The following is a 17,079-nucleotide window of genomic DNA, read 5'->3' on the forward strand; positions in this document are numbered from 1 at the left end:
CACCAATGGGCATCATCGGATGGATCGTCCTCGGCCTCGTCGCCGGCGCAATCGCAAAGCTGATCCTCCCGGGCAAGCAGGGTGGCGGCTGGATCATCACCCTCGTGCTCGGCGTGGTCGGAGCGCTCCTCGGAGGCTTCATCGGCTCTGCCGTCTTCGGCGTGGGCCTCGAGGGCTTCTTCGACATCACCACGTGGCTGCTGGCCATCGGTGGCGCGATCATCGTGCTGCTGATCTACGGCCTCATCACGCGAGGCAGCCGCGGCAAGACCCGCGCCTGATCGAACGTCTCGAAGGGGGTCGACCGTCACGGTCGGCCCCCTTCGTCGTGCTCGCGGCGCGCGTCGGCGCTCAGGCGAGGGCGGCGAGCTCGTCGACGTGGTCGAGGTCCGTGATGTCGAGGCACTGCAGGTAGACGCGCTCGGCGCCCATCGCCCGCACCTGCGCGAGGCGATCGGCGGCCTCGGCGGGCGTGCCGGCGATGCCGTGCTCGCGCAGCTCGGCGGGCTCGCGGCCGATGGCGGCCGCGCGGCGCACGAACGCCTCCTCGGTCGCGCCGACGCACGCGACGAGCGCCACCGAGTACGTCATGGGCGCCGTGCGACCCGACTCCGCGACGGCGTCGCGCACGCGACCGAACGTCGCCTCGACGTCGCCGAGCTCGGGGAACGGGATGTTGAACTCCGTCGCGTACCGGGCGGCGATCGCGGGCGTCCGCCTCGCACCGTGCCCGCCGACGAGCACGGGCACGGGCGACTGCACGGGCTTCGGGAGCGCGGGGGAGTCGACGAGGCGGTAGTGCTCGCCCTCGTGCGAGAACGTCTCGCCCGCCGGCGTCTCCCACAGCCCCGTCACGACGGCGAGCTGCTCCTCGAGCAGGTCGAAGCGGCGCTTCGGGAAGGGGATGCCGTAGGCGGCGTGCTCCTGCTCGAACCAGCCGGTGCCGAGGCCGAGCTCGACGCGGCCGCCCGACATCGCGTCGACGTTGGCGACCTGGATCGCGAGCACGCCGGGGAGTCGGTAGGTGACCGACGACACGAGCGTGCCGAGGCGGATGGTCGACGTGTCGCGCGCGAGGCCCGCGAGCGACGTCCACGCGTCGGTCGGGCCGTGGCCGGGGTCGCCGTCGCCCATCCGCAGGTAGTGGTCGGAGCGGAAGAACGCGTCGAAGCCGGCGGACTCGGCACGCAGCGCCATCGCGAGCAGCTCGTCGTAGGAGGCGCCCTGCTGGGGCTCGGTGAAGATGCGGAGGGTCATCCCTCGAGCCTAGGCGCGCCCCGCGTCGGCGGCACCTGGCGCCCGTACGCTGGGGCCATGGAGTTCGGCTACTCGCTCGGGTACTGGCGGCAGGGCCCGCCCCCGCAGGCGCTCGAGACGATCCAGGCCGCCGAGCGGCTCGGATTCGACTCGGTGTGGACGGCGGAGGCGTACGGCTCGGATGCGTTCACGCCGCTCGCGTGGTGGGGCGCCGGCACGTCGACCATCCGCCTCGCGACGGGCATCGCGCAGCTGTCCGCCCGCACGCCGGCCGCGACGGCCATGGCGGCGATGACGCTCGATCACCTGTCGGGCGGCCGCGTCATCCTCGGCATCGGCGCCTCGGGGCCCCAGGTCGTCGAGGGCTGGTACGGGCAGCCGTATCCGCGGCCGCTCGCCCGCACGCGCGAGTACGTCGCGATCCTCCGCAGCATCATGGCCCGCGAGGAGCCGGTGTCGGCGCCCGGGCCGCAGCTGCCGCTGCCGCGCACGGGCGAGGGCACGACGGGGCTCGGCAAGCCGCTGCGCTCGACGCTGCACCCCGCGAGGCCGCACCTGCCCATCCACCTCGCCGCCGAGGGTCCGCGGAACACGGCGCTCGCCGCCGAGATCGCCGACGGCTGGCTGCCGTTCCTGCTCTCGCCCGCGCTCGACGCCGAGGCGCGCGCCAACCTCGCGGAGGGGTTCGCGCGGCGCGATCCGGCGCTGCCGCCCGCCGATGCCTTCGAGGTGTCGCTGCCGGTGCCCGTCGTCGTCGACGACGACGTCGAGCGCGCCGCCGACCAGGTGCGGCCCATGATCGCGCTCTACGTGGGCGGGATGGGCGCGAAGGGGCAGAACTTCCATCTCGACGCCGTCGCGCGCCTCGGGTACGAGGCCGAGTGCGATCGCATCCAGGAGCTGTACCTCGCCGGCGACAGGGCGGGCGCCATCGCCGCCGTGCCGACGCGGCTCGTCGAGGAGATCGGCCTCGTCGGTCCGATGGCGAAGCTGCGCGACGACCTGCAGCGCTGGGAGTCGACCGTCGTGACGCGCATGCTCGTGCAGGGCGACGTCGCGGCGCTCGAGGCGGTCGCCGAGCTGCGCTCGTGAGGCACGACTGGGGCGACTGGGGCGGCGACGTCCTCTCCGCCGAGGCGAAGGCGGCCCGTGCGCCGCGGCCCGCCCGCGTCGTCGGAGCGACGCGCGACCTCGTCGTCGAGACGCTCGACGGCTTCGTCGGCGCTGTCGTCGGCATCGAGGTCGGGCACGTGCGGCTCGAGGATCGCCGCGGCCGGGTGCGGCTGTTCCCGCTCGGCGCCGGATTCCTCGTCGACGGCGAGCCCGTCGAGCTCGCGAAGCCGCGTGCGGAGGCCGCGCAGGCGCCCACGAGGACGGCATCGGGCTCACGGGCCGTCGTCGACCATCGCGCGCGCGTCGCGCTGCCGAGCCGCATCCTCGTCGAGGGCACGCACGACGCCGAGCTCGTCGAGCGGGTCTGGGGGCACGACCTGCGCGTCGAGGGCGTCGCGGTCGAGCCGCTCGGCGGCATCGACGACCTCGCGGGCCTCGTCGCCGCCCACCGGCCGAGCGCCGAGCGCAGGCTCGGCATCCTCGTCGACCACCTCGTGCCCGGCTCGAAGGAGTCGCGCATCGCCGCCGAGGTCGAGCGCGGTCCGCACGCGCGCTTCGTGCGCATCGTCGGCCACCCGTACATCGACGTCTGGCAGGCCGTGAAGCCCGCACGCGTCGGCCTCGAGCGCTGGCCCGACGTGCCGCGCGACGAGGACTGGAAGCGCGGCACGCTGCGCAGGCTCGGCCTGCCGCACGACGACCAGGCGGACGTCGCACGCGGCTGGCAGCGCATCCTGAGCCGCGTCCGCGACTGGAACGACCTCGAGCCGGCCCTCCTGGGCCGCGTCGAGGAGCTCATCGACTTCGTCACCGCCTAGGCCCTGCTGCGGGCACGTGCGGGGGATCCCGGCACGAGGAGAGGCCCGGCGGGGTGCATGCTGAGCACATGGCCAGCACCGCCGCCACGACGCCGCGCGCGATCCAGACGACCTACCTGCTGCTGACCGGGTCGACGACGCTCGCCACGAGCATGATCTGGGGGATCAACACGATCTTCCTGCTCGATGCGGGACTCACGAACCTCGAGGCGTTCGCGGCGAACGCGTTCTACACGGTCGGCCTGCTGCTGTTCGAGATCCCCACGGGCGTCGTCGCCGACCTGCGCGGCCGTCGGCTGTCGTTCCTGCTCGGCTCGGCCGTGCTCGCGGCGTCGACGGGCCTGTACGTGCTGCTGTGGGTGTGGGACGCGCAGTTCTGGGCCTGGGCCGCGGCATCGGTGCTGCTGGGCTTCGGCTACACGTTCTTCTCCGGAGCGATGGAGGCCTGGGTCGTCGACGCGCTCCGGTCGGCTGGCTACGAGGGTGAGCTCGACGGCGTCTTCGGGCGGGCGCAGGCCGCGACGGGCGTCGCGATGCTCGCCGGGTCGGTGCTCGGCGGGGTGCTCGCCCAGCTCGTCGGCCTCTGGCTGCCGTTCGTGCTCCGGTCGGCGCTGCTCCTCGCGAGCCTCGTCATCGCCGCGATCTGGATGCACGACCTCGGCTTCGCGCCCGTGCGCCAACGCGCGGGCGAGGCGATGCGCGGCCTGCTGCGCGTCTCGATCGACGTCGGCCTGCGCGACGGTCGGCTGCGATGGCTCATGCTCGCGGGGCCGTTCGTCGGCGGATCGATGGGCTACGTCTTCTACGCGGCGCAGCCGTACCTGCTCGAGCTCTACGGCGACTCCGAGGCGTACGCGCTCGCGGGCATCGTCGCGGCGCTCGTCGCGGCGGCGCAGATCATCGGCGGCATCCTCGCCGCACCCCTGCGACGCGTCGTCCGCAGGCGCACGACGCTCATGCTCGTCGCGCTGATCGCCTCGACGCTCGCGCTCGTCCTCGCCGGCCTCACGACGTCGTTCTGGATCGCCGTCGTGGCGCTCGCCGCATGGGGGCTCGCGCTGTCGACCCTCATGCCCGTGCGGCGCGCGTACCTCAACGCCGTCATCCCGTCGCAGCAGCGCGCGACGGTGCTGTCGTTCGACTCGCTCCTCGGCAGCGTCGGCGGCTTCGTGCAGCCCGCGTTCGGCCGTGCGGCCGACCTGCAGGGCTACGGCGTGACGATCGTCGCCTCGTCGGTGCTGCAGGCCCTCGCGATCCCGTTCATCGTCGCGACGCGGCGTCGTCGCGATCCGGTCGACGCGCGCGAGGCCTAGCCGCCCGGCGACGCTACGCGTGCGCCTGCGGCTCGACGTGGCTCACGGGCTCGACCTGGATCGTCGAGTGCTCGACGTCGAAGTGCTCGGCGATGCACGTCTGCACCTCGGCGAGGATCGCGGCGCCGTGCCCGTCGCGGAAGCAGCCGTCGTCGACGACGACGTGCGCGGTGAGCACGGGCAGGCCCGTCGCGATCTGCGACGCGTGCAGGTCGTGCACGGCCGCGACGTGGTCGAGCTCAAGGATGTGGGTGCGCACGGCGGCCAGGTCGATGCCCTCGGGCGTCTCCTCGAGCAGGATGCGGCTCGAGGCGCGCAGCAGCACGAACGCGCGCGGCACGATGAGGCAGGCGACGACCATCGCGGCGATCGCGTCGGCCTGCATGAGGCCCGTGATCGCGATGACGATCGCCGAGACGATGACGGCGAGCGACCCGAGGGCGTCGTTCACCACCTCGAGGAAGGCGGCGCGGAGGTTGAGGTTCGCCGTGCGGGCGCTCGCGAGCACGAGGATGCTCGCGACGTTCGCCACGAGCCCCAGGACGCCGAACACGACCATGACGCCGCCGTCGACCTCCGGCGGGTCGAGCAGGCGGCGGATGCCCTCGACGAGCGCCAGGAGGCCGATCGCGAGCAGCACGCCCGCCTGGGCGGCGGCGCTCAGCACCTCTGCTCGCGCGAAGCCCCACGTGCGGCGCGCGGTGGGCGGCCGCAGGGCGAGGGTCGCGGCGACGAGCGACAGCAGCAGGCCACCGACGTCGGTGAGCATGTGCCCCGTGTCGACGAGCAGCGACAGCGAGCCCGTGACGATGGCGCCGACGGCCTGGATGACGAGCACGCTCGTCGTGATGCCGAGGGCGATCGCGAGGCGGCGACGGCTCGCGAGCGCGCCGTGCGCGTGCCCGTGGTCGTGCCCGGCGCCCATCAGGCGCCCTCGTGCGCGTGGGTCGCGTCGCCGTCGACGCGCGCCGCGAGGCTCGTGGCCGCGTCGAGGAGCGTCGCGACCTCGTCGGACGCGACGATGGAGTACCAGGAGGCGCGGCCCTCGGGGCGCGAGGTCACGAGGCCGCAGTCGCGCAGGCACGCGAGGTGGGCGCTGACGGTCGACTGCGCGAGGTGCAGGTGCTCGGTGAGGTCGCGCACGCGGTGCTCGCCCTCCATGAGGTGCGTGAGGAGCCGGATGCGGCCCGGGTCCGAGAGGGCGTGCAGCACCGTGGCGACCCGCGTCCCATCCATCGTCATGTGGCGATGATAGCGCCTTGCGCCGATGCCTGTCGATCGCCGCTCGACGGACCGGGGTCCGCCATCAGGCGCGCAGCGGCTCGACGAGGACGGGAGCGGCGAGCTTCGGTGCGCGACCGTCGCCCGACGAGCGGCCCGTGAGCCTGCGCCCGATCCACGGCATGACGTGCGTGCGGTAGTACACGGCGTCGCGGCGACCCTCGGCGGTCGTGCGCGGCACGAGGTCGCGCCACGCGGCCGGCGCCTCGAGGCCGAGGGCTCCCAGGAAGGTCGTCGCCGCGCGGGCGTGGCCCGTCGCGTTGAGGTGCAGGCGGTCGTCGGTCCAGAACCGGCCGTGCTGCAGCTCCGCATCCGTCCAGTTGTCGACGAACGGCACGTCGAGGTCGACCGACCATGCGCGCACGGCATCTCGCAGCGCGTCGCCGCGCCTGCCCATGAGCCCGCCACCGGCCATGACGCCCGATGGGTTCGCACCCGAGACCATCACGGGCGTGATGCCCGCGTCGAGGATGCGATGCACGGCCTGCTCGAGCCGGCCGCTCACCCACTCGATCGTCACGCGCGGGCGCAGGAGGTCGTTGCCGCCGCCGTTGATCGACAGGTGCGACGGCCGCAGGGCGATGGCGGCGTCGAGCTGCTCGTCGAGGATCGGTGCGAGCAGTCGTCCGCGCACCGCGAGGTTCGCGTACTCGATCGGCTCGCCCTGCGCCGTCGCGATGCCGACGGCCGCGAGGTCGGCCCAGCCCCGGACGGTGCCGTCCGGCTGATCGTCGCCGTACCCCTCGGTGAACGAGTCGCCGATGGCCACGAGGCGCGTCGCATGCATCGCTCCAGGCTACGGCGCGGCTACGATGGTCGGAAACCACGGGAGTCCGGTGCGCCGGGCTGAGAGGGAGGCCGAAGCCTCCGACCGTCGAACCTGATCCGGGTCATGCCGGCGCAGGGAGCGATCTCACCCGTGCCATCTCACGAGAGGCACAGCATGTCCACCACCACCACCCACGCGCCGACGGGCGCCCCGACCGCGTCGCGGCTGCGCTGGCGCGTCGTCGACATCGTCACGGCATCCGTGCTCGCCGTCGCGTGCGGCCTGCTCTTCGTGCTCTGGAACGGCGTCGGCGGCGCCTGGTTCGGCATCGCCGACGCCTTCACGCCGGGCTTCGGCGGCATCGCCGTCGGGCCGTGGCTCATCGGCGGCGTCATCGGCGGCCTCGTCATCCGCAAGCCGGGAGCCGCGCTGTTCGTCGAGCTGCTCGCCGCCAACGTGTCGACGCTGCTCGGCAGCCAGTGGGGGATCGAGACGGTCTACTCCGGGCTCGCCCAGGGACTGGGCGCGGAGCTGATCTTCGCCGTGCTCCTGTACCGCCGCTTCGGCGTCGTCGCGGCGATGGCGTCGGGCGTCGGCGCCGCGGTCGCGGCGTGGACGCTCGAGCTCTTCCTGTCCGCGAACCTCGCGAAGGGACCGGAGTTCCTCGGCATCTACCTCGGCACGCTCGCCCTCTCCGGCGCCGTGCTCGCGGGCCTGCTGGGCTGGCTCATCGTCCGCGGGCTCGCGGCGACGGGAGCGCTCTCGCGCTTCGCGGCCGGCCGCGAGGCGCAGCGCCGCACGTGACGGACGTCGTGCGTCCCGTCGGCATCGCCGCGCGGGGCTGGGGCTGGCGGCACGCGGCGCGCACGCGCCCCGCGGTCGCCGGCCTCGACCTCGCGATCGAGCCGGGGGAGCGCGTGCTGCTGCTCGGACCCTCCGGTGCCGGCAAGTCGACGCTGCTCGCGGGGCTCGCGGGCGTGCTCGGCGACGCCGAGGACGGCGAGGAGACCGGATCGCTCGCCGTCGACGGCCGCCATCCGTCCGCCGCGCGCGGCGCGTCGGGCCTCGTGCTGCAGGATCCGCAGGCGAACACGATCCTGTCGCGCGTCGGCGACGACGTCGCGTTCGGCTGCGAGAACCTGCGCGTGCCCCGCGAGGAGATCTGGCCGCGCGTGCGGGCTGCGCTCGACGCCGTGGGGCTCGACGTCGCGCTCGAGCGCTCGACGTCGGCGCTGTCGGGAGGCCAACGGCAGCGCCTCGCGCTCGCGGGCGTCCTCGCCATGCGCCCCGGCCTCGTGCTGCTCGACGAGCCGACCGCGAACCTCGACCCGGCCGGGGTCGTGGAGGTCCGCGACGCCGTCGTGCGGATGCTCGAGGCGACGGGCGCGACGCTCGTGGTCGTCGAGCACCGCGTCGACACGTGGCTGCCGGTCGTCGACCGGGTCGTCGTGCTCGATCCCGGTCGCGGCGTGCTCGCCGACGGGCCCGCCGAGGCGGTCTTCGCGCGGCACGGCGACGACCTCGCCGAGCGCGGCGTGTGGGTGCCCGGGCATCCCGTCGACGTCGAGCGGCCGCTCGTCGTCCCCGGTGCGAGCCTGCTCGTCGCCTCCGACCTCGTCGTCGGTCGCGCGTCGCCCGTCGGCGCCCCCGTCGACCTCGCGCTCGCCGCAGGCACCTCCACGGTCGTCACGGGCGCGAACGGCGCCGGCAAGTCGACCCTCGCGCTGACGATGGCGTCGCTGCTGCCGCGCCTCGGCGGCGACCTCGTGGCGCAGCCCGCGCTCGCCGACGGGCTGGGCGCCGATCCGGCACGGTGGCGGTCGAGCGCGCTCGCCACGCGCATCGGCACCGTCTTCCAGGAGCCGGAGCACCAGCTCGTCGCTCGCTCCGTGCGCGACGAGATCGGGGTCGGCCTGCGCGCGATCGGCATCCCGGTCGCAGAGCACGCACCGCGCATCGACGCGCTCCTGACCCGGCTGCGCCTCGACCATCTCGCGTCGGCGCACCCCTTCACGCTCTCCGGCGGCGAGCAGCGCCGGCTGTCGGTCGCGACGGTGCTCGCGACCGGCCCGCGCGTCGTCGTGCTCGACGAGCCCACGTTCGGGCAGGACCGACGCACGTGGCGCGAGCTCGTCGCGCTCATGGCCGAGCTCGTCGCCGACGGCGCCGCGCTGCTGTCGGTGACGCACGACGCCGACGTCGTGCGCATCCTCGGCGACCGCGTGCTGCGCCTGGAGGCCGCATGATGGCCACGCGCGCCATCGAGCGCCCCTCGCTGCTGGATCGCGTGAACCCCGTCACGCCGTTCCTCGCCGCCGTCGTGCTCTCGCTGCCGCTGCTGACGACGATCGACGTCGTGAGCGCGTCGGTCGCCCTCGTCCTCGGCCTCGCCGGGCTGCTCGTCGCCGGCGTGCGCCCGGGCACGATCGTGCGCCGCACGTGGCCCGTGCTCGTCGCGGCACCCCTCTCGGGCGTCAGCATGCTGCTCTACGCCGAGCCCGCCGGCCGCGTGCACCTGCGCGTGTGGCTCGCGGTCGTGAGCGACGACTCCATCGCGCTCGCCGTCGCGATCGTGCTGCGCGTCCTCGCCATCGGCGTGCCGACCCTCGCGATCCTCGGCGGGATCGACGCCACGCGCCTGGGCGATGGGCTCGCGCAGGTGCTGCGGCTGCCGGCGCGCTTCGTGCTCGCCGCGCTCGCCGGGATCCGGCTGTTCGGCGTCCTGCGCGACGACTGGGACGCGCTGGCGGCTGCGCGACGCGCGCGCGGGCTCGGCGACGGTGGGCGCATCCGCCGCTGGTCGGGCATGGCGTTCACGATGCTCGTCATCGCCGTGCGTCGCGGCGGACGGCTCGCGACCGCCATGGAGGCCCGCGGCTTCGGGCACGGCGAGCGCACGTGGGCGCGGCCGTCGCGGCTCGGGCCGGCGGATGCCGTGCTGCTGGGGGCGACGGTGCTCGTCGTCGTCGCGGCGCTCGGCACGTCGATCGCCACGGGTTCCTTCCGGCTGGTGGGCACGTGAGCCGGATCTGGCTGCTCGACGGCAGGTCGGGCTCGGGCAAGACGGTGCTCGCCGAGGCGCTCGCCGTCGAGCTCGGCGCGACCGTGGTGCACATGGACGACCTCTACCCGGGCTGGGGCGGCCTCGACGAGGGCTCGGCGTACGCGCTCGAGCGCATCCTCGCCCCGCTCGTGCGCGGCGACGACGCCGTGTGGCGGCGATGGGACTGGGCGGCAGGCGCTCGCGCCGAGGAGCACCGGCTCCCGGCCGGCTCGGCGCTCGTGCTCGAGGGCTGCGGCGCGCTGTCGCGTGCCTCCGCGCCGCTCGCCGAGCGCGCGACCTGGCTCGAGTGCGACGAGCCGACGCGGCGCTCGCGCGCCCTCGCGCGCGACGGCGCCGACGACTGGTGGGAGGGATGGCGTGCCCAGGAGGACGCCTTCTACGCCCGCGAGCGCTCCCGCGACCTCGCGACCGAGGTGCGCGGCTGCCGCTGATCCGGGCTCGTCCCACGGCGCGCGGCATGCCACGATGGCGGCATGGCTCAGCGACGACTGCCGGCACCCCGCACCCTCGACCCCCGCGAGGCGCCGAGCCTCCGCTGGGGCATCCTCGGCCCGGGCGGCATCGCCTCGGCCATGGTCGACGCCCTGCAGCAGGGCACGGGCCAGCAGGTCGTCGCGGTCGGCTCGCGGTCGGCGGATCGCGCCGCGGCGTTCGCGCAGCGGCACGGCATCGCCGGATCGGGCGACCACGACTGGCTGCTCGCGCAGGATCTCGACGCCATCTACGTCGCGAGCCCGCACTCGGCGCACCACGAGCACGCCCTCGCCGCGATCGACGCCGGCCGTGCCGTGCTCGTCGAGAAGGCGTTCACGCGCAACGCGGGCGAGGCCGTCGAGGTGCTGGACGCCGCGCGCGACGCGGGCGTCGCCGTCGCCGAGGCGATGTGGTCGCGCTACCTGCCCGGCTACGACGTCGTGCGGCAGGCGGTCGAGCAGGGCGTGCTCGGCGAGCTGCGCTCGGTGACCGCGGACCACGGGCAGCTGCTGTGGCCGGACGGCCCGGCCAGGCTCGCGGAGCCCGCGCTCGCCGGCGGCGCGCTGCTCGACCTCGGCGTGTACCCGATCCACCTCGCCGCGATGCTGCTGCCGACGGTCGACGCCGCGCACGCGGTGGGCGCGCTGACGCCGCTCGGCGTCGACGAGCAGGAGGTCGTCACGCTCACCGGACCAGGCGGCGTCCTCGCGACGTGCCAGGCGTCGATGTCGGCGAAGTCGCCGACGGCCGCGGTCGTCGCCGGCACCGAGGCGCGACTCGAGCTCGACGGCGACTTCTACCGCCCGACGACCATCCGGCTCGTCGCGCCGGACGGCGAGGTGCTCGACGCCTTCGAGCCGCAGGAGCGCGAGCACGGCCTGCGCTACGAGGCCGTCGCGCTCGCGCGGGCCGTGGGCGCCGGTGCGCTCGAGACGCCCGAGGTGCCCTGGAGCGAGACGCTGCGGGTCATGCGCATCCTCGACGACGTGCGTCGCCAGCTGGGCGTCGTCCTGCCGGGGGAGTGAGCTCGGCGCCGCGATCGCTCGCGGCGCCGACGCCCGTCACGCCCAGCCGAGGCGATGCAGCTCGTCGTCGTCGATGCCGTAGAAGTGCGCGATCTCGTGCACGAGCGTCGTGTGCACCTCGTCGTGCAGCTCGTCCATCGTCGAGCAGCGCTCGAGATGCGCCTCGCGGAACACGACGATGCGGTCGGGCAGCTCGCCGAAGCCGTACTGCCCGCGATCGGTGATCGCGACGCCCTCGTAGATCCCGAGCAGGTCCTCGGTCTCGTGCCGGTCCTCGACGAGGAACACGACGTTGTCGAGGCCGTCGACCATGTCGTCGGGCAGTGCGTCGAGCTCGTCGGTCACGATGCCCTCGAACTCGTCGGGGCTGATGGCGAACGGCATGGGCATGCCGGCGACGCTACCGGTCAGCGGCGACGGAAGCGCTGCACGAGCGGGCAGTCGAACGGGTCGCGCGCCTGCAGGCCCACCTCGTTGAGGTAGCGGATGACCGCGGCGTACGAGGCGACGAGCGTCGCCTCCGTGTACGGGATGCCGTGCGTCTTGCAGTGCTCGCGGACGAGATCGCGGGCCTTCGACAGGTTCGGGCGCGCCATGCTCGGGAAGAGGTGGTGCACGACCTGGTGGTTCAGGCCGCCGAAGAGCGTCGTCGCCCACCATCCGCCGGTGATGTCGCGCGAGGTGCGGACCTGCTTCGTGAGGAAGTCGAGGCGCTCGTCGGCGCCGACGAGGTCCATGCCCTTGTGGTTGGGCGCGAAGGAGGCGCCCATGTAGACGCCGAACACGGCGAGCTGCACGCCGAGGAAGGCGAAGGCCATGCCGAGCGGCAGGAAGGCGAAGAGGACCGTGAGGTAGACCGCCCAGCGGGCCGCCATCATGCCGAGCTCGATCCAGCGACCGGGCACGGCCTCCTTCGACACGAGCAGCTGCAGGCCGCGGAAGTGGAGGTTGATGCCCTCGAGGGTCAGCAGCGGGAAGAACAGCGCACCCTGGTGACGCGTGATGAAGGCGAGGATGCCCGTCTGGCGGGCCGCGTCCTCGGGGAGGAACGAGACCGTGTCCCACGCGACGTCGGGGTCGTGCTCGCGGCGGTTCGGGTTCGCGTGGTGGCGCGTGTGCTTCGTCATCCACCAGGCGTACGAGATGCCGACGATGCCGACGGCGAGGATGCGGCCGAGGCGGTCGTTCGCGGGGCCCGACGCGAGGATCTGGCGGTGCGAGGCCTCGTGGCCGAGGAAGGCGAACTGCGTGAGCAGGAGGCCGAGGGCGCCGGCGACGAGCAGCTGCCACCACGAGTCGCCCAGCAGGACGAACGCGACGGACAGGCCGGCGAGGGCGACCGTGAGCGCGATGCCCACGAAGAGGTAGAACCCACGAGCGCGCTCGAGGAGGCCTGCGTCGCGGACGCTCGCGGCGAGCGACGAGAACGTGCTCGGGCCGCGTGCTGCTCCGCTGGACTTCGTCGTCCGGACAGGTCCGAGGCCATCGAGGGCAATCGTCATGCGCGGCTCCTGCCGTGTCGAGTCACCGATCCGATCCCTGCCGATTCGATGACTCCAGGCTACTCGACTGCGTATGCCGTACGCAGATCCATGCCTGCATCCGCATGGGTGTTCGCGTGGCGCGAACGATGCCATCCGATGCGCCGGGCGCTCCGTACCAGCCTGCCGTCACGGGCGGCGTGCGCAGGGCGCGGGGGCGGATGCCGCGGCCGGGAACGACGAAGGCGGCACCCCGCGTGGGGTGCCGCCTTCGTCTGCATGGGGTGAGTAACGGGGCTTGAACCCGCGGCCTCCTAGACCACAACCAGGCGCTCTACCAGCTGAGCTATACCCACCATGCGGTGCGCCTCGCGGCGCAACCAGGACAGTCTACGACACTTCCGGGGCGTTCGACGACACGACGTCGGCGAAGGCCGCGACGACCTCCTCCGAGGCGCGGCGAGCGCTCTCGCTCGTGACCTCGTCGCTCGTGAAGACGGCCTTGCGGTAGTACTGCAGCTCGCGCACCGACTCGAGGACGTCGGCGAGCGCACGGTGGCCGCCGGCCTTCTCGGGCGACTGGAAGTAGGCGCGCGGGTACCAGCGGCGGGCGAGCTCCTTGATGCTCGAGACGTCGATCGACCGGTAGTGGAGATGCTGGTCGACGGACGGCATGTAGCGCGCGAGGAAGGTGCGGTCGGTGCCGATGGTGTTGCCGCCGATGGGGGCGGAGCGCTCGAGCGGCACGAAGCGGCGGATGTACTCGAGCACCTGGCGCTCGGCCTCCGCGAGCGGCAGGCCGTGCGGGATCAGCCGGTCGAGCCCGCTCGTGGCGTGCATCGTGCGGACGAACTCGCCCATCTGCTCGAGCGCGGCGTCCGAGGGCTTGATGACGAGCTCGATGCCGGGGTCGACGACCCGCAGCTCGAAGTCGGTCACGAGGACGGCGACCTCGACGAGCTCGTCGATCGACGGGTCGAGGCCCGTCATCTCGCAGTCGATCCAGACGATGCGGTCAGCGGCAGGCACGGCGTCGAGCCTAGCCGTCGCGGGACCTCGAGCGGGTCAGCGCAGTCGGGCGAACGCCGCGAGGACCTCGTCGGCGGTCGCCTCGGCGAGGGTGGCGACGGATCGCGCCGGCGCGAAGCCGGGGTGCGGGGAGTGGCTGCGCACGAACCACAGCTCCATGCCGGCCGCGACGACAGCGCGGGCGCCGGCGCCGGAGTCCTCGACCCCGATCGATCGAGCCGGGTCCGCCCCGAGCGCTGCGGCGGCCGCGAGGTACGCCTCGGGATGCGGCTTGGCCTGCTGCACGTCGTCGCTCGTCACGACGACCGTGAGCGAGCCCGACGGCGCCGCGCGGACGATGGCAGCGGCGTTCGCGCGCCCGGCGTTCGTGACGAGCGCGGTCGCCACCCCGGCGTCGACGAGCGCCGACAGCAGCTCGCGGGCGCCCGGCAGCCAGGGCACGTCGTCGCCGACCGCCTCCGCGACCATCGCGATGGCGCGGCCCCGCAGGTCGTCGTCGGTGCCGGGCATGCCGCGCGAGCGCATGTCCGCGATCCACAGCTCCATGGGCAGGCCGACGTACTGATCGCAGTCCGCCTGGGTCCACTCGACGCCCTCCTGGGCGCACATCGCGATGAGGGAGCGGTGCCAGACGGGCTCGGTGTCGACGAGCGTGCCATCCATGTCGAAGCAGACTGCGTGCGTCATGTGCCCCCGGCGCGACTCGAACGCGCAACCGTCGGATTAGAAGGCCGATGCTCTATCCATTGAGCTACGAGGGCGATGCCCTCGATCCTACGAGGTGCCGCGCCGCGGGCGTCGGGCGCGAGTGCCCCGACATGCCGATCCGACGGATCGGGAATGGATCGGGATGGGGCAGGGTTGTTCGAAATCGAAGCACTCGCTCCGGCGGTGCGCATCCCTCGAACCCTCCCAAGGAGTCACCATGACCGACACCACCATCACCGCCTCGCAGATCCCCGGCTACGTCGCCGGCACGTACGTCATCGACGCGAGCCACTCGTCCGTCAGCTTCTCGGTGCGCCACGTCGTCGCCAAGGTCCGCGGCATCATCGAGCACATCGAGGGCACGATCGTCCTCGCCGAGGACCCGCACGCGTCGACCGTCGAGGCGACCGTCGACCCCACGACCATCAACACCCGCAACGCCGACCGCGACGCGCACCTGCGCTCGGGCGACTTCTTCTCGACCGACGAGCACCCGACGTGGACCTTCCGGTCGACGGGCGCGCGCGTCGTCGACGGCGACTACCTCGTCGACGGCATCATCCAGCTCCGCGGCGTCGAGCGCGAGATCACGCTCGAGCTCGAGGTCGGCGGCTTCGGCGGCGACCCGTTCGGCAACACGCGCGTCGGTGCCACGGCGACCTTCACGATCAGCCGCGAGGAGTACGGCATCTCCTTCAACCAGACGCTCGAGACCGGTGGCCTCATGCTCGGCGACGACGTCAAGGTCGAGGTCGAGATCTCCGCGATCAAGCAGTAGGACCCTCGGGTCGCCTCAGCCCTGGCGGAAGCAGTCGATCGCGTCGTCGATCGACCAGAACTCGCCCAGGGAGAGGTATCGATGGCTCCTCGGCAGCAGTCGGCGCGCGCGGAAGCGATCGCCGTCGCTGCCGGGGAGCCGCTCGATGTGGCCGATGACGTCGCCGCTCGCGCGGGACACCCTCCACATCGAGGCGTTGACCTGCGACATCGCGATGCCGAACCGTGCGGGGAGATAGGCGGTGATGGACATGCGTCCCTCCTCTCGTCGCCGGCCGGCCCCGGTGTCCCTCGAACGTACGTGCGACCACCGACACGCCGCGCGGCTACGCTCGAGCCATGCGTGAGGTCGTCGTCGCCGGTGGATGCTTCTGGTGCCTCGACGCCGCGTACCGCGTGGTCGAGGGCGTCGAGGAGGTCGTCTCCGGCTACACGGGCGGGCGGCTGCCGGGACCGAGCTACGACCAGGTCTGCACGGGCCTGACCGGGCACGCCGAGGCGGTGCGCGTCGTCTTCGACGAGACCGTGCTGCCCGAGGACGTCGTGCTCGACATGTTCTTCACGATGCACGACCCGACGCAGCTCGACCGGCAGGGTGCCGACGTGGGTACGCAGTACCGCTCGGCGATGTTCCCCGTCGACGACGCGCAGCGCGAGCGCTTCGCGGCGGCTCGCGAGCGCGCGGCCGAGTGGTGGCCCGACGCGATCGTCACGACGATCGAGCCGCTCGGCCACTGGTGGGATGCCGAGGAGCACCACCAGGACTTCTTCGCGAAGAACCCCACGCAGGGGTACTGCCTCGCCGTCGCCGCGCCGAAGGTGCGCGCCATCCGCGCCGCCTTCGCGGACCGCATCCGGCGCTGAGCCGTCCTGGCGTCCCGCACAGGCGCCCTCCGGCCACAGCGGGCCGATCGCCACCGACGCGCGACGCGGGTCGGACCCACGCTGCTGCCATGACCGATCGCATCACCATCGAGGGCACCGCCGGCTCGACGCCCCAGCTGCGCACCATCCCGTCCGGACGCCAGGTCGCGAACCTGCGCGTCGCATCCACCCTCCGCAGGCAGGATCCGGCGACGGGCCAGTGGTCCGACGCCGGCACCAACTGGTACTCCGTGGCCGTGTGGGGCGACCTCGCCGCCCATGTCGTCGACTCCATCCGCCAGGGAGACCCCGTGCTCGTCACCGGCCGGCTCCGCATCGCGACCTGGGGCGACGGCGAGCGGCCGGGCACGACCGTCGAGATCGACGCGGATGCCATCGGGCACTCGCTGCGCTTCGGCACGACGTCGTTCCAGCGGCGCTCGCGGGCCGCCGCCGAGACTGCGGAGGCGCCTGCCGCGCCGGGGAACGGCGCGCCCGAGCCCGCCGTCGACGCGCAGGGCTGGGCCGCGCCGGGGGCAGGCGCGACGTCCGAGGCGCAGCCCGTGCTGGTCGGCGCCGACGTCGAGCCGCCGTTCTGAGGCGCCTGGCTCGATTAGGCTGGCGCGGGTCGCGCCGTGCGGCCGACCACGAGGGGAGCGCGATGCGTCGCCAGGCAGCACTGCTCGCAGCGGGCATCGTCGCTGCGCTCGCGCTCGGCGGCTGCTCGGCCGACGAGGCGCCGGCGCCCTCGCCCTCGCAGAGCGTCGCGGAGCCGAGCGCGTCGGCCGCGCCGAGCGAGGAGCCGACCCCCGCCGAGGCGAGGCTGCAGCAGTTCGCCGACGTGCTCGCCGCGACCGACGTCGCGGGCCAGCCCGACGGCGACGCCGTGGTCGAGGCGCTCGTCGCCGCCGGGTTCGACGCCGCGGCGATCGAGCGCAGCGACGATCGCGACGTGCAGGGCGAGCCCGTCGCGCTCATGACGGTCGCCGTGCGCATCGACGCCGAGTGCCTGCTCGGCCAGGTCGGCCAGGGCGCGCCCACGTCGGTCGTCGTCCCGGCGCTCGGCACGGGCACGTGCCTCGTGGCGCCGTACGTGCCCTAGCGAC

At 73.6% G+C, this 17,079-nt stretch carries 22 protein-coding genes, 2 tRNA genes and 1 riboswitch; of the genes, 13 read left to right on the plus strand and 11 right to left on the minus strand.

Annotated elements, in window-relative coordinates; translation table 11 throughout:
- The first annotated feature begins 5 nt into the window (after positions 1-5).
- On the plus strand, positions 6-281 hold the full coding sequence (locus ABD249_RS05895) for a GlsB/YeaQ/YmgE family stress response membrane protein (protein ID WP_144718482.1): 276 nt from the start codon (positions 6-8) through the stop codon (positions 279-281).
- 70 nt (positions 282-351) lie between these two features.
- Here the strand turns inward: ABD249_RS05895 and ABD249_RS05900 are convergent, their stop codons facing one another.
- Complete coding sequence (locus tag ABD249_RS05900; RefSeq protein WP_344341428.1) at positions 352-1,257, minus strand: LLM class F420-dependent oxidoreductase; 906 nt, start codon at positions 1,255-1,257, stop codon at positions 352-354.
- Positions 1,258-1,314: 57 nt separating this feature from the next.
- Here ABD249_RS05900 and ABD249_RS05905 point away from each other — a divergent pair, with 57 nt between their 5' ends.
- The 3 genes from ABD249_RS05905 (at position 1,315) to ABD249_RS05915 (ending at position 4,501) form a co-directional block, all read left to right on the plus strand.
- On the plus strand, positions 1,315-2,349 hold the full coding sequence (locus tag ABD249_RS05905; protein WP_344341431.1) for an LLM class F420-dependent oxidoreductase: 1,035 nt from the start codon (positions 1,315-1,317) through the stop codon (positions 2,347-2,349).
- On the plus strand, positions 2,346-3,188 hold the full coding sequence (locus ABD249_RS05910) for a DUF3097 family protein (protein ID WP_344341434.1): 843 nt from the start codon (positions 2,346-2,348) through the stop codon (positions 3,186-3,188). Before ABD249_RS05905 ends, ABD249_RS05910 begins: the two co-directional genes overlap by 4 nt.
- Positions 3,189-3,256: 68 nt before the next feature.
- Positions 3,257-4,501, plus strand: coding sequence for an MFS transporter (locus ABD249_RS05915; protein ID WP_344341437.1), 1,245 nt, complete (start codon positions 3,257-3,259; stop codon positions 4,499-4,501).
- A gap of 13 nt (positions 4,502-4,514) precedes the next feature.
- On the opposite strand, the gene ABD249_RS05920 is transcribed toward ABD249_RS05915, so the two are convergent.
- The 3 genes from ABD249_RS05920 to ABD249_RS05930 form a co-directional block, all read right to left on the minus strand.
- Complete coding sequence (locus tag ABD249_RS05920) at positions 4,515-5,426, minus strand: cation diffusion facilitator family transporter (RefSeq protein ID WP_344341440.1); 912 nt, start codon at positions 5,424-5,426, stop codon at positions 4,515-4,517.
- The gene (locus tag ABD249_RS05925; RefSeq protein WP_344341443.1) at positions 5,426-5,743 is read right to left on the minus strand and encodes an ArsR/SmtB family transcription factor; all 318 of its coding nucleotides are present in this window, start codon (positions 5,741-5,743) and stop codon (positions 5,426-5,428) included. The genes ABD249_RS05920 and ABD249_RS05925 overlap by 1 nt, the downstream gene beginning before the upstream one ends.
- A gap of 64 nt (positions 5,744-5,807) precedes the next feature.
- A complete protein-coding gene (locus tag ABD249_RS05930) occupies positions 5,808-6,569 on the minus strand; it encodes an SGNH/GDSL hydrolase family protein (RefSeq protein WP_344341447.1) in 762 nt (253 codons plus the stop codon).
- A 28-nt stretch (positions 6,570-6,597) separates the two neighbouring features.
- Positions 6,598-6,706: riboswitch (TPP riboswitch) on the plus strand.
- A gap of 19 nt (positions 6,707-6,725) precedes the next feature.
- Here ABD249_RS05930 and ABD249_RS05935 point away from each other — a divergent pair.
- Genes ABD249_RS05935 through ABD249_RS05955 form a run of 5 tightly spaced genes read left to right on the plus strand, consistent with a single transcriptional unit; the run spans position 6,726 to position 11,114 of the window.
- On the plus strand, positions 6,726-7,355 hold the full coding sequence (locus tag ABD249_RS05935) for an ECF transporter S component (protein WP_344341450.1): 630 nt from the start codon (positions 6,726-6,728) through the stop codon (positions 7,353-7,355).
- Positions 7,352-8,797, plus strand: a complete 1,446-nt coding sequence (locus ABD249_RS05940; RefSeq protein WP_344341453.1) for an ABC transporter ATP-binding protein — start codon at positions 7,352-7,354, stop codon at positions 8,795-8,797. Before ABD249_RS05935 ends, ABD249_RS05940 begins: the two co-directional genes overlap by 4 nt.
- Positions 8,794-9,573, plus strand: a complete 780-nt coding sequence (locus tag ABD249_RS05945; protein ID WP_344341455.1) for an energy-coupling factor transporter transmembrane component T family protein — start codon at positions 8,794-8,796, stop codon at positions 9,571-9,573. Before ABD249_RS05940 ends, ABD249_RS05945 begins: the two co-directional genes overlap by 4 nt.
- Entirely contained in the window at positions 9,570-10,046 is a 477-nt protein-coding gene (locus ABD249_RS05950) for a nucleoside/nucleotide kinase family protein (RefSeq protein WP_344341458.1), read from the plus strand. The genes ABD249_RS05945 and ABD249_RS05950 overlap by 4 nt, the downstream gene beginning before the upstream one ends.
- Before the next feature lie 42 nt (positions 10,047-10,088).
- Positions 10,089-11,114 carry a Gfo/Idh/MocA family protein gene (locus ABD249_RS05955; protein WP_344341461.1) on the plus strand — a complete coding sequence of 342 codons (1,026 nt, stop codon included), beginning with the start codon at positions 10,089-10,091 and terminating at the stop codon, positions 11,112-11,114.
- 36 nt (positions 11,115-11,150) lie between these two features.
- Here ABD249_RS05955 and ABD249_RS05960 read toward each other — a convergent pair whose 3' ends face one another.
- The 6 genes from ABD249_RS05960 to ABD249_RS05985 all read right to left on the minus strand — a co-directional run bounded on the left by ABD249_RS05960 (position 11,151) and on the right by ABD249_RS05985 (position 14,385).
- Complete coding sequence (locus ABD249_RS05960) at positions 11,151-11,504, minus strand: metallopeptidase family protein (RefSeq protein ID WP_344341464.1); 354 nt, start codon at positions 11,502-11,504, stop codon at positions 11,151-11,153.
- A gap of 17 nt (positions 11,505-11,521) precedes the next feature.
- Positions 11,522-12,616, minus strand: a complete 1,095-nt coding sequence (locus ABD249_RS05965; protein ID WP_344341467.1) for a fatty acid desaturase family protein — start codon at positions 12,614-12,616, stop codon at positions 11,522-11,524.
- Between the two features lie 259 nt (positions 12,617-12,875).
- Positions 12,876-12,951 (minus strand) — tRNA-His (locus tag ABD249_RS05970).
- A 34-nt stretch (positions 12,952-12,985) separates the two neighbouring features.
- Positions 12,986-13,585: an oligoribonuclease gene (orn, locus tag ABD249_RS05975; RefSeq protein ID WP_425546302.1), complete on the minus strand. Its 600-nt coding sequence runs from the start codon at positions 13,583-13,585 to the stop codon at positions 12,986-12,988.
- A 75-nt stretch (positions 13,586-13,660) separates the two neighbouring features.
- Entirely contained in the window at positions 13,661-14,311 is a 651-nt protein-coding gene (locus tag ABD249_RS05980; RefSeq protein WP_344341473.1) for an HAD family hydrolase, read from the minus strand.
- Position 14,312: 1 nt separating this feature from the next.
- Positions 14,313-14,385, minus strand: a tRNA-Arg gene (locus tag ABD249_RS05985).
- A gap of 164 nt (positions 14,386-14,549) precedes the next feature.
- Here ABD249_RS05985 and ABD249_RS05990 point away from each other — a divergent pair.
- Entirely contained in the window at positions 14,550-15,110 is a 561-nt protein-coding gene (locus ABD249_RS05990; protein WP_344341476.1) for a YceI family protein, read from the plus strand.
- Between the two features lie 15 nt (positions 15,111-15,125).
- Here the strand turns inward: ABD249_RS05990 and ABD249_RS05995 are convergent, their stop codons facing one another.
- On the minus strand, positions 15,126-15,362 hold the full coding sequence (locus ABD249_RS05995) for a hypothetical protein (RefSeq protein WP_344341479.1): 237 nt from the start codon (positions 15,360-15,362) through the stop codon (positions 15,126-15,128).
- Between the two features lie 86 nt (positions 15,363-15,448).
- Here ABD249_RS05995 and msrA point away from each other — a divergent pair, with 86 nt between their 5' ends.
- The 3 genes from msrA (at position 15,449) to ABD249_RS06010 (ending at position 17,075) form a co-directional block, all read left to right on the plus strand.
- Positions 15,449-15,973 (plus strand): peptide-methionine (S)-S-oxide reductase MsrA, encoded by a 525-nt coding sequence (gene msrA, locus ABD249_RS06000; protein WP_344341482.1) that lies wholly within the window; start codon positions 15,449-15,451, stop codon positions 15,971-15,973.
- Between the two features lie 89 nt (positions 15,974-16,062).
- Positions 16,063-16,572, plus strand: a complete 510-nt coding sequence (locus ABD249_RS06005) for a single-stranded DNA-binding protein (protein WP_344341485.1) — start codon at positions 16,063-16,065, stop codon at positions 16,570-16,572.
- 62 nt (positions 16,573-16,634) lie between these two features.
- Positions 16,635-17,075 carry a DUF6993 domain-containing protein gene (locus ABD249_RS06010; RefSeq protein WP_344341488.1) on the plus strand — a complete coding sequence of 147 codons (441 nt, stop codon included), beginning with the start codon at positions 16,635-16,637 and terminating at the stop codon, positions 17,073-17,075.
- Positions 17,076-17,079 lie beyond the last annotated feature (4 nt).

This window comes from Agrococcus versicolor (assembly GCF_039531815.1).
GTDB lineage: Bacteria > Actinomycetota > Actinomycetes > Actinomycetales > Microbacteriaceae > Agrococcus > Agrococcus versicolor.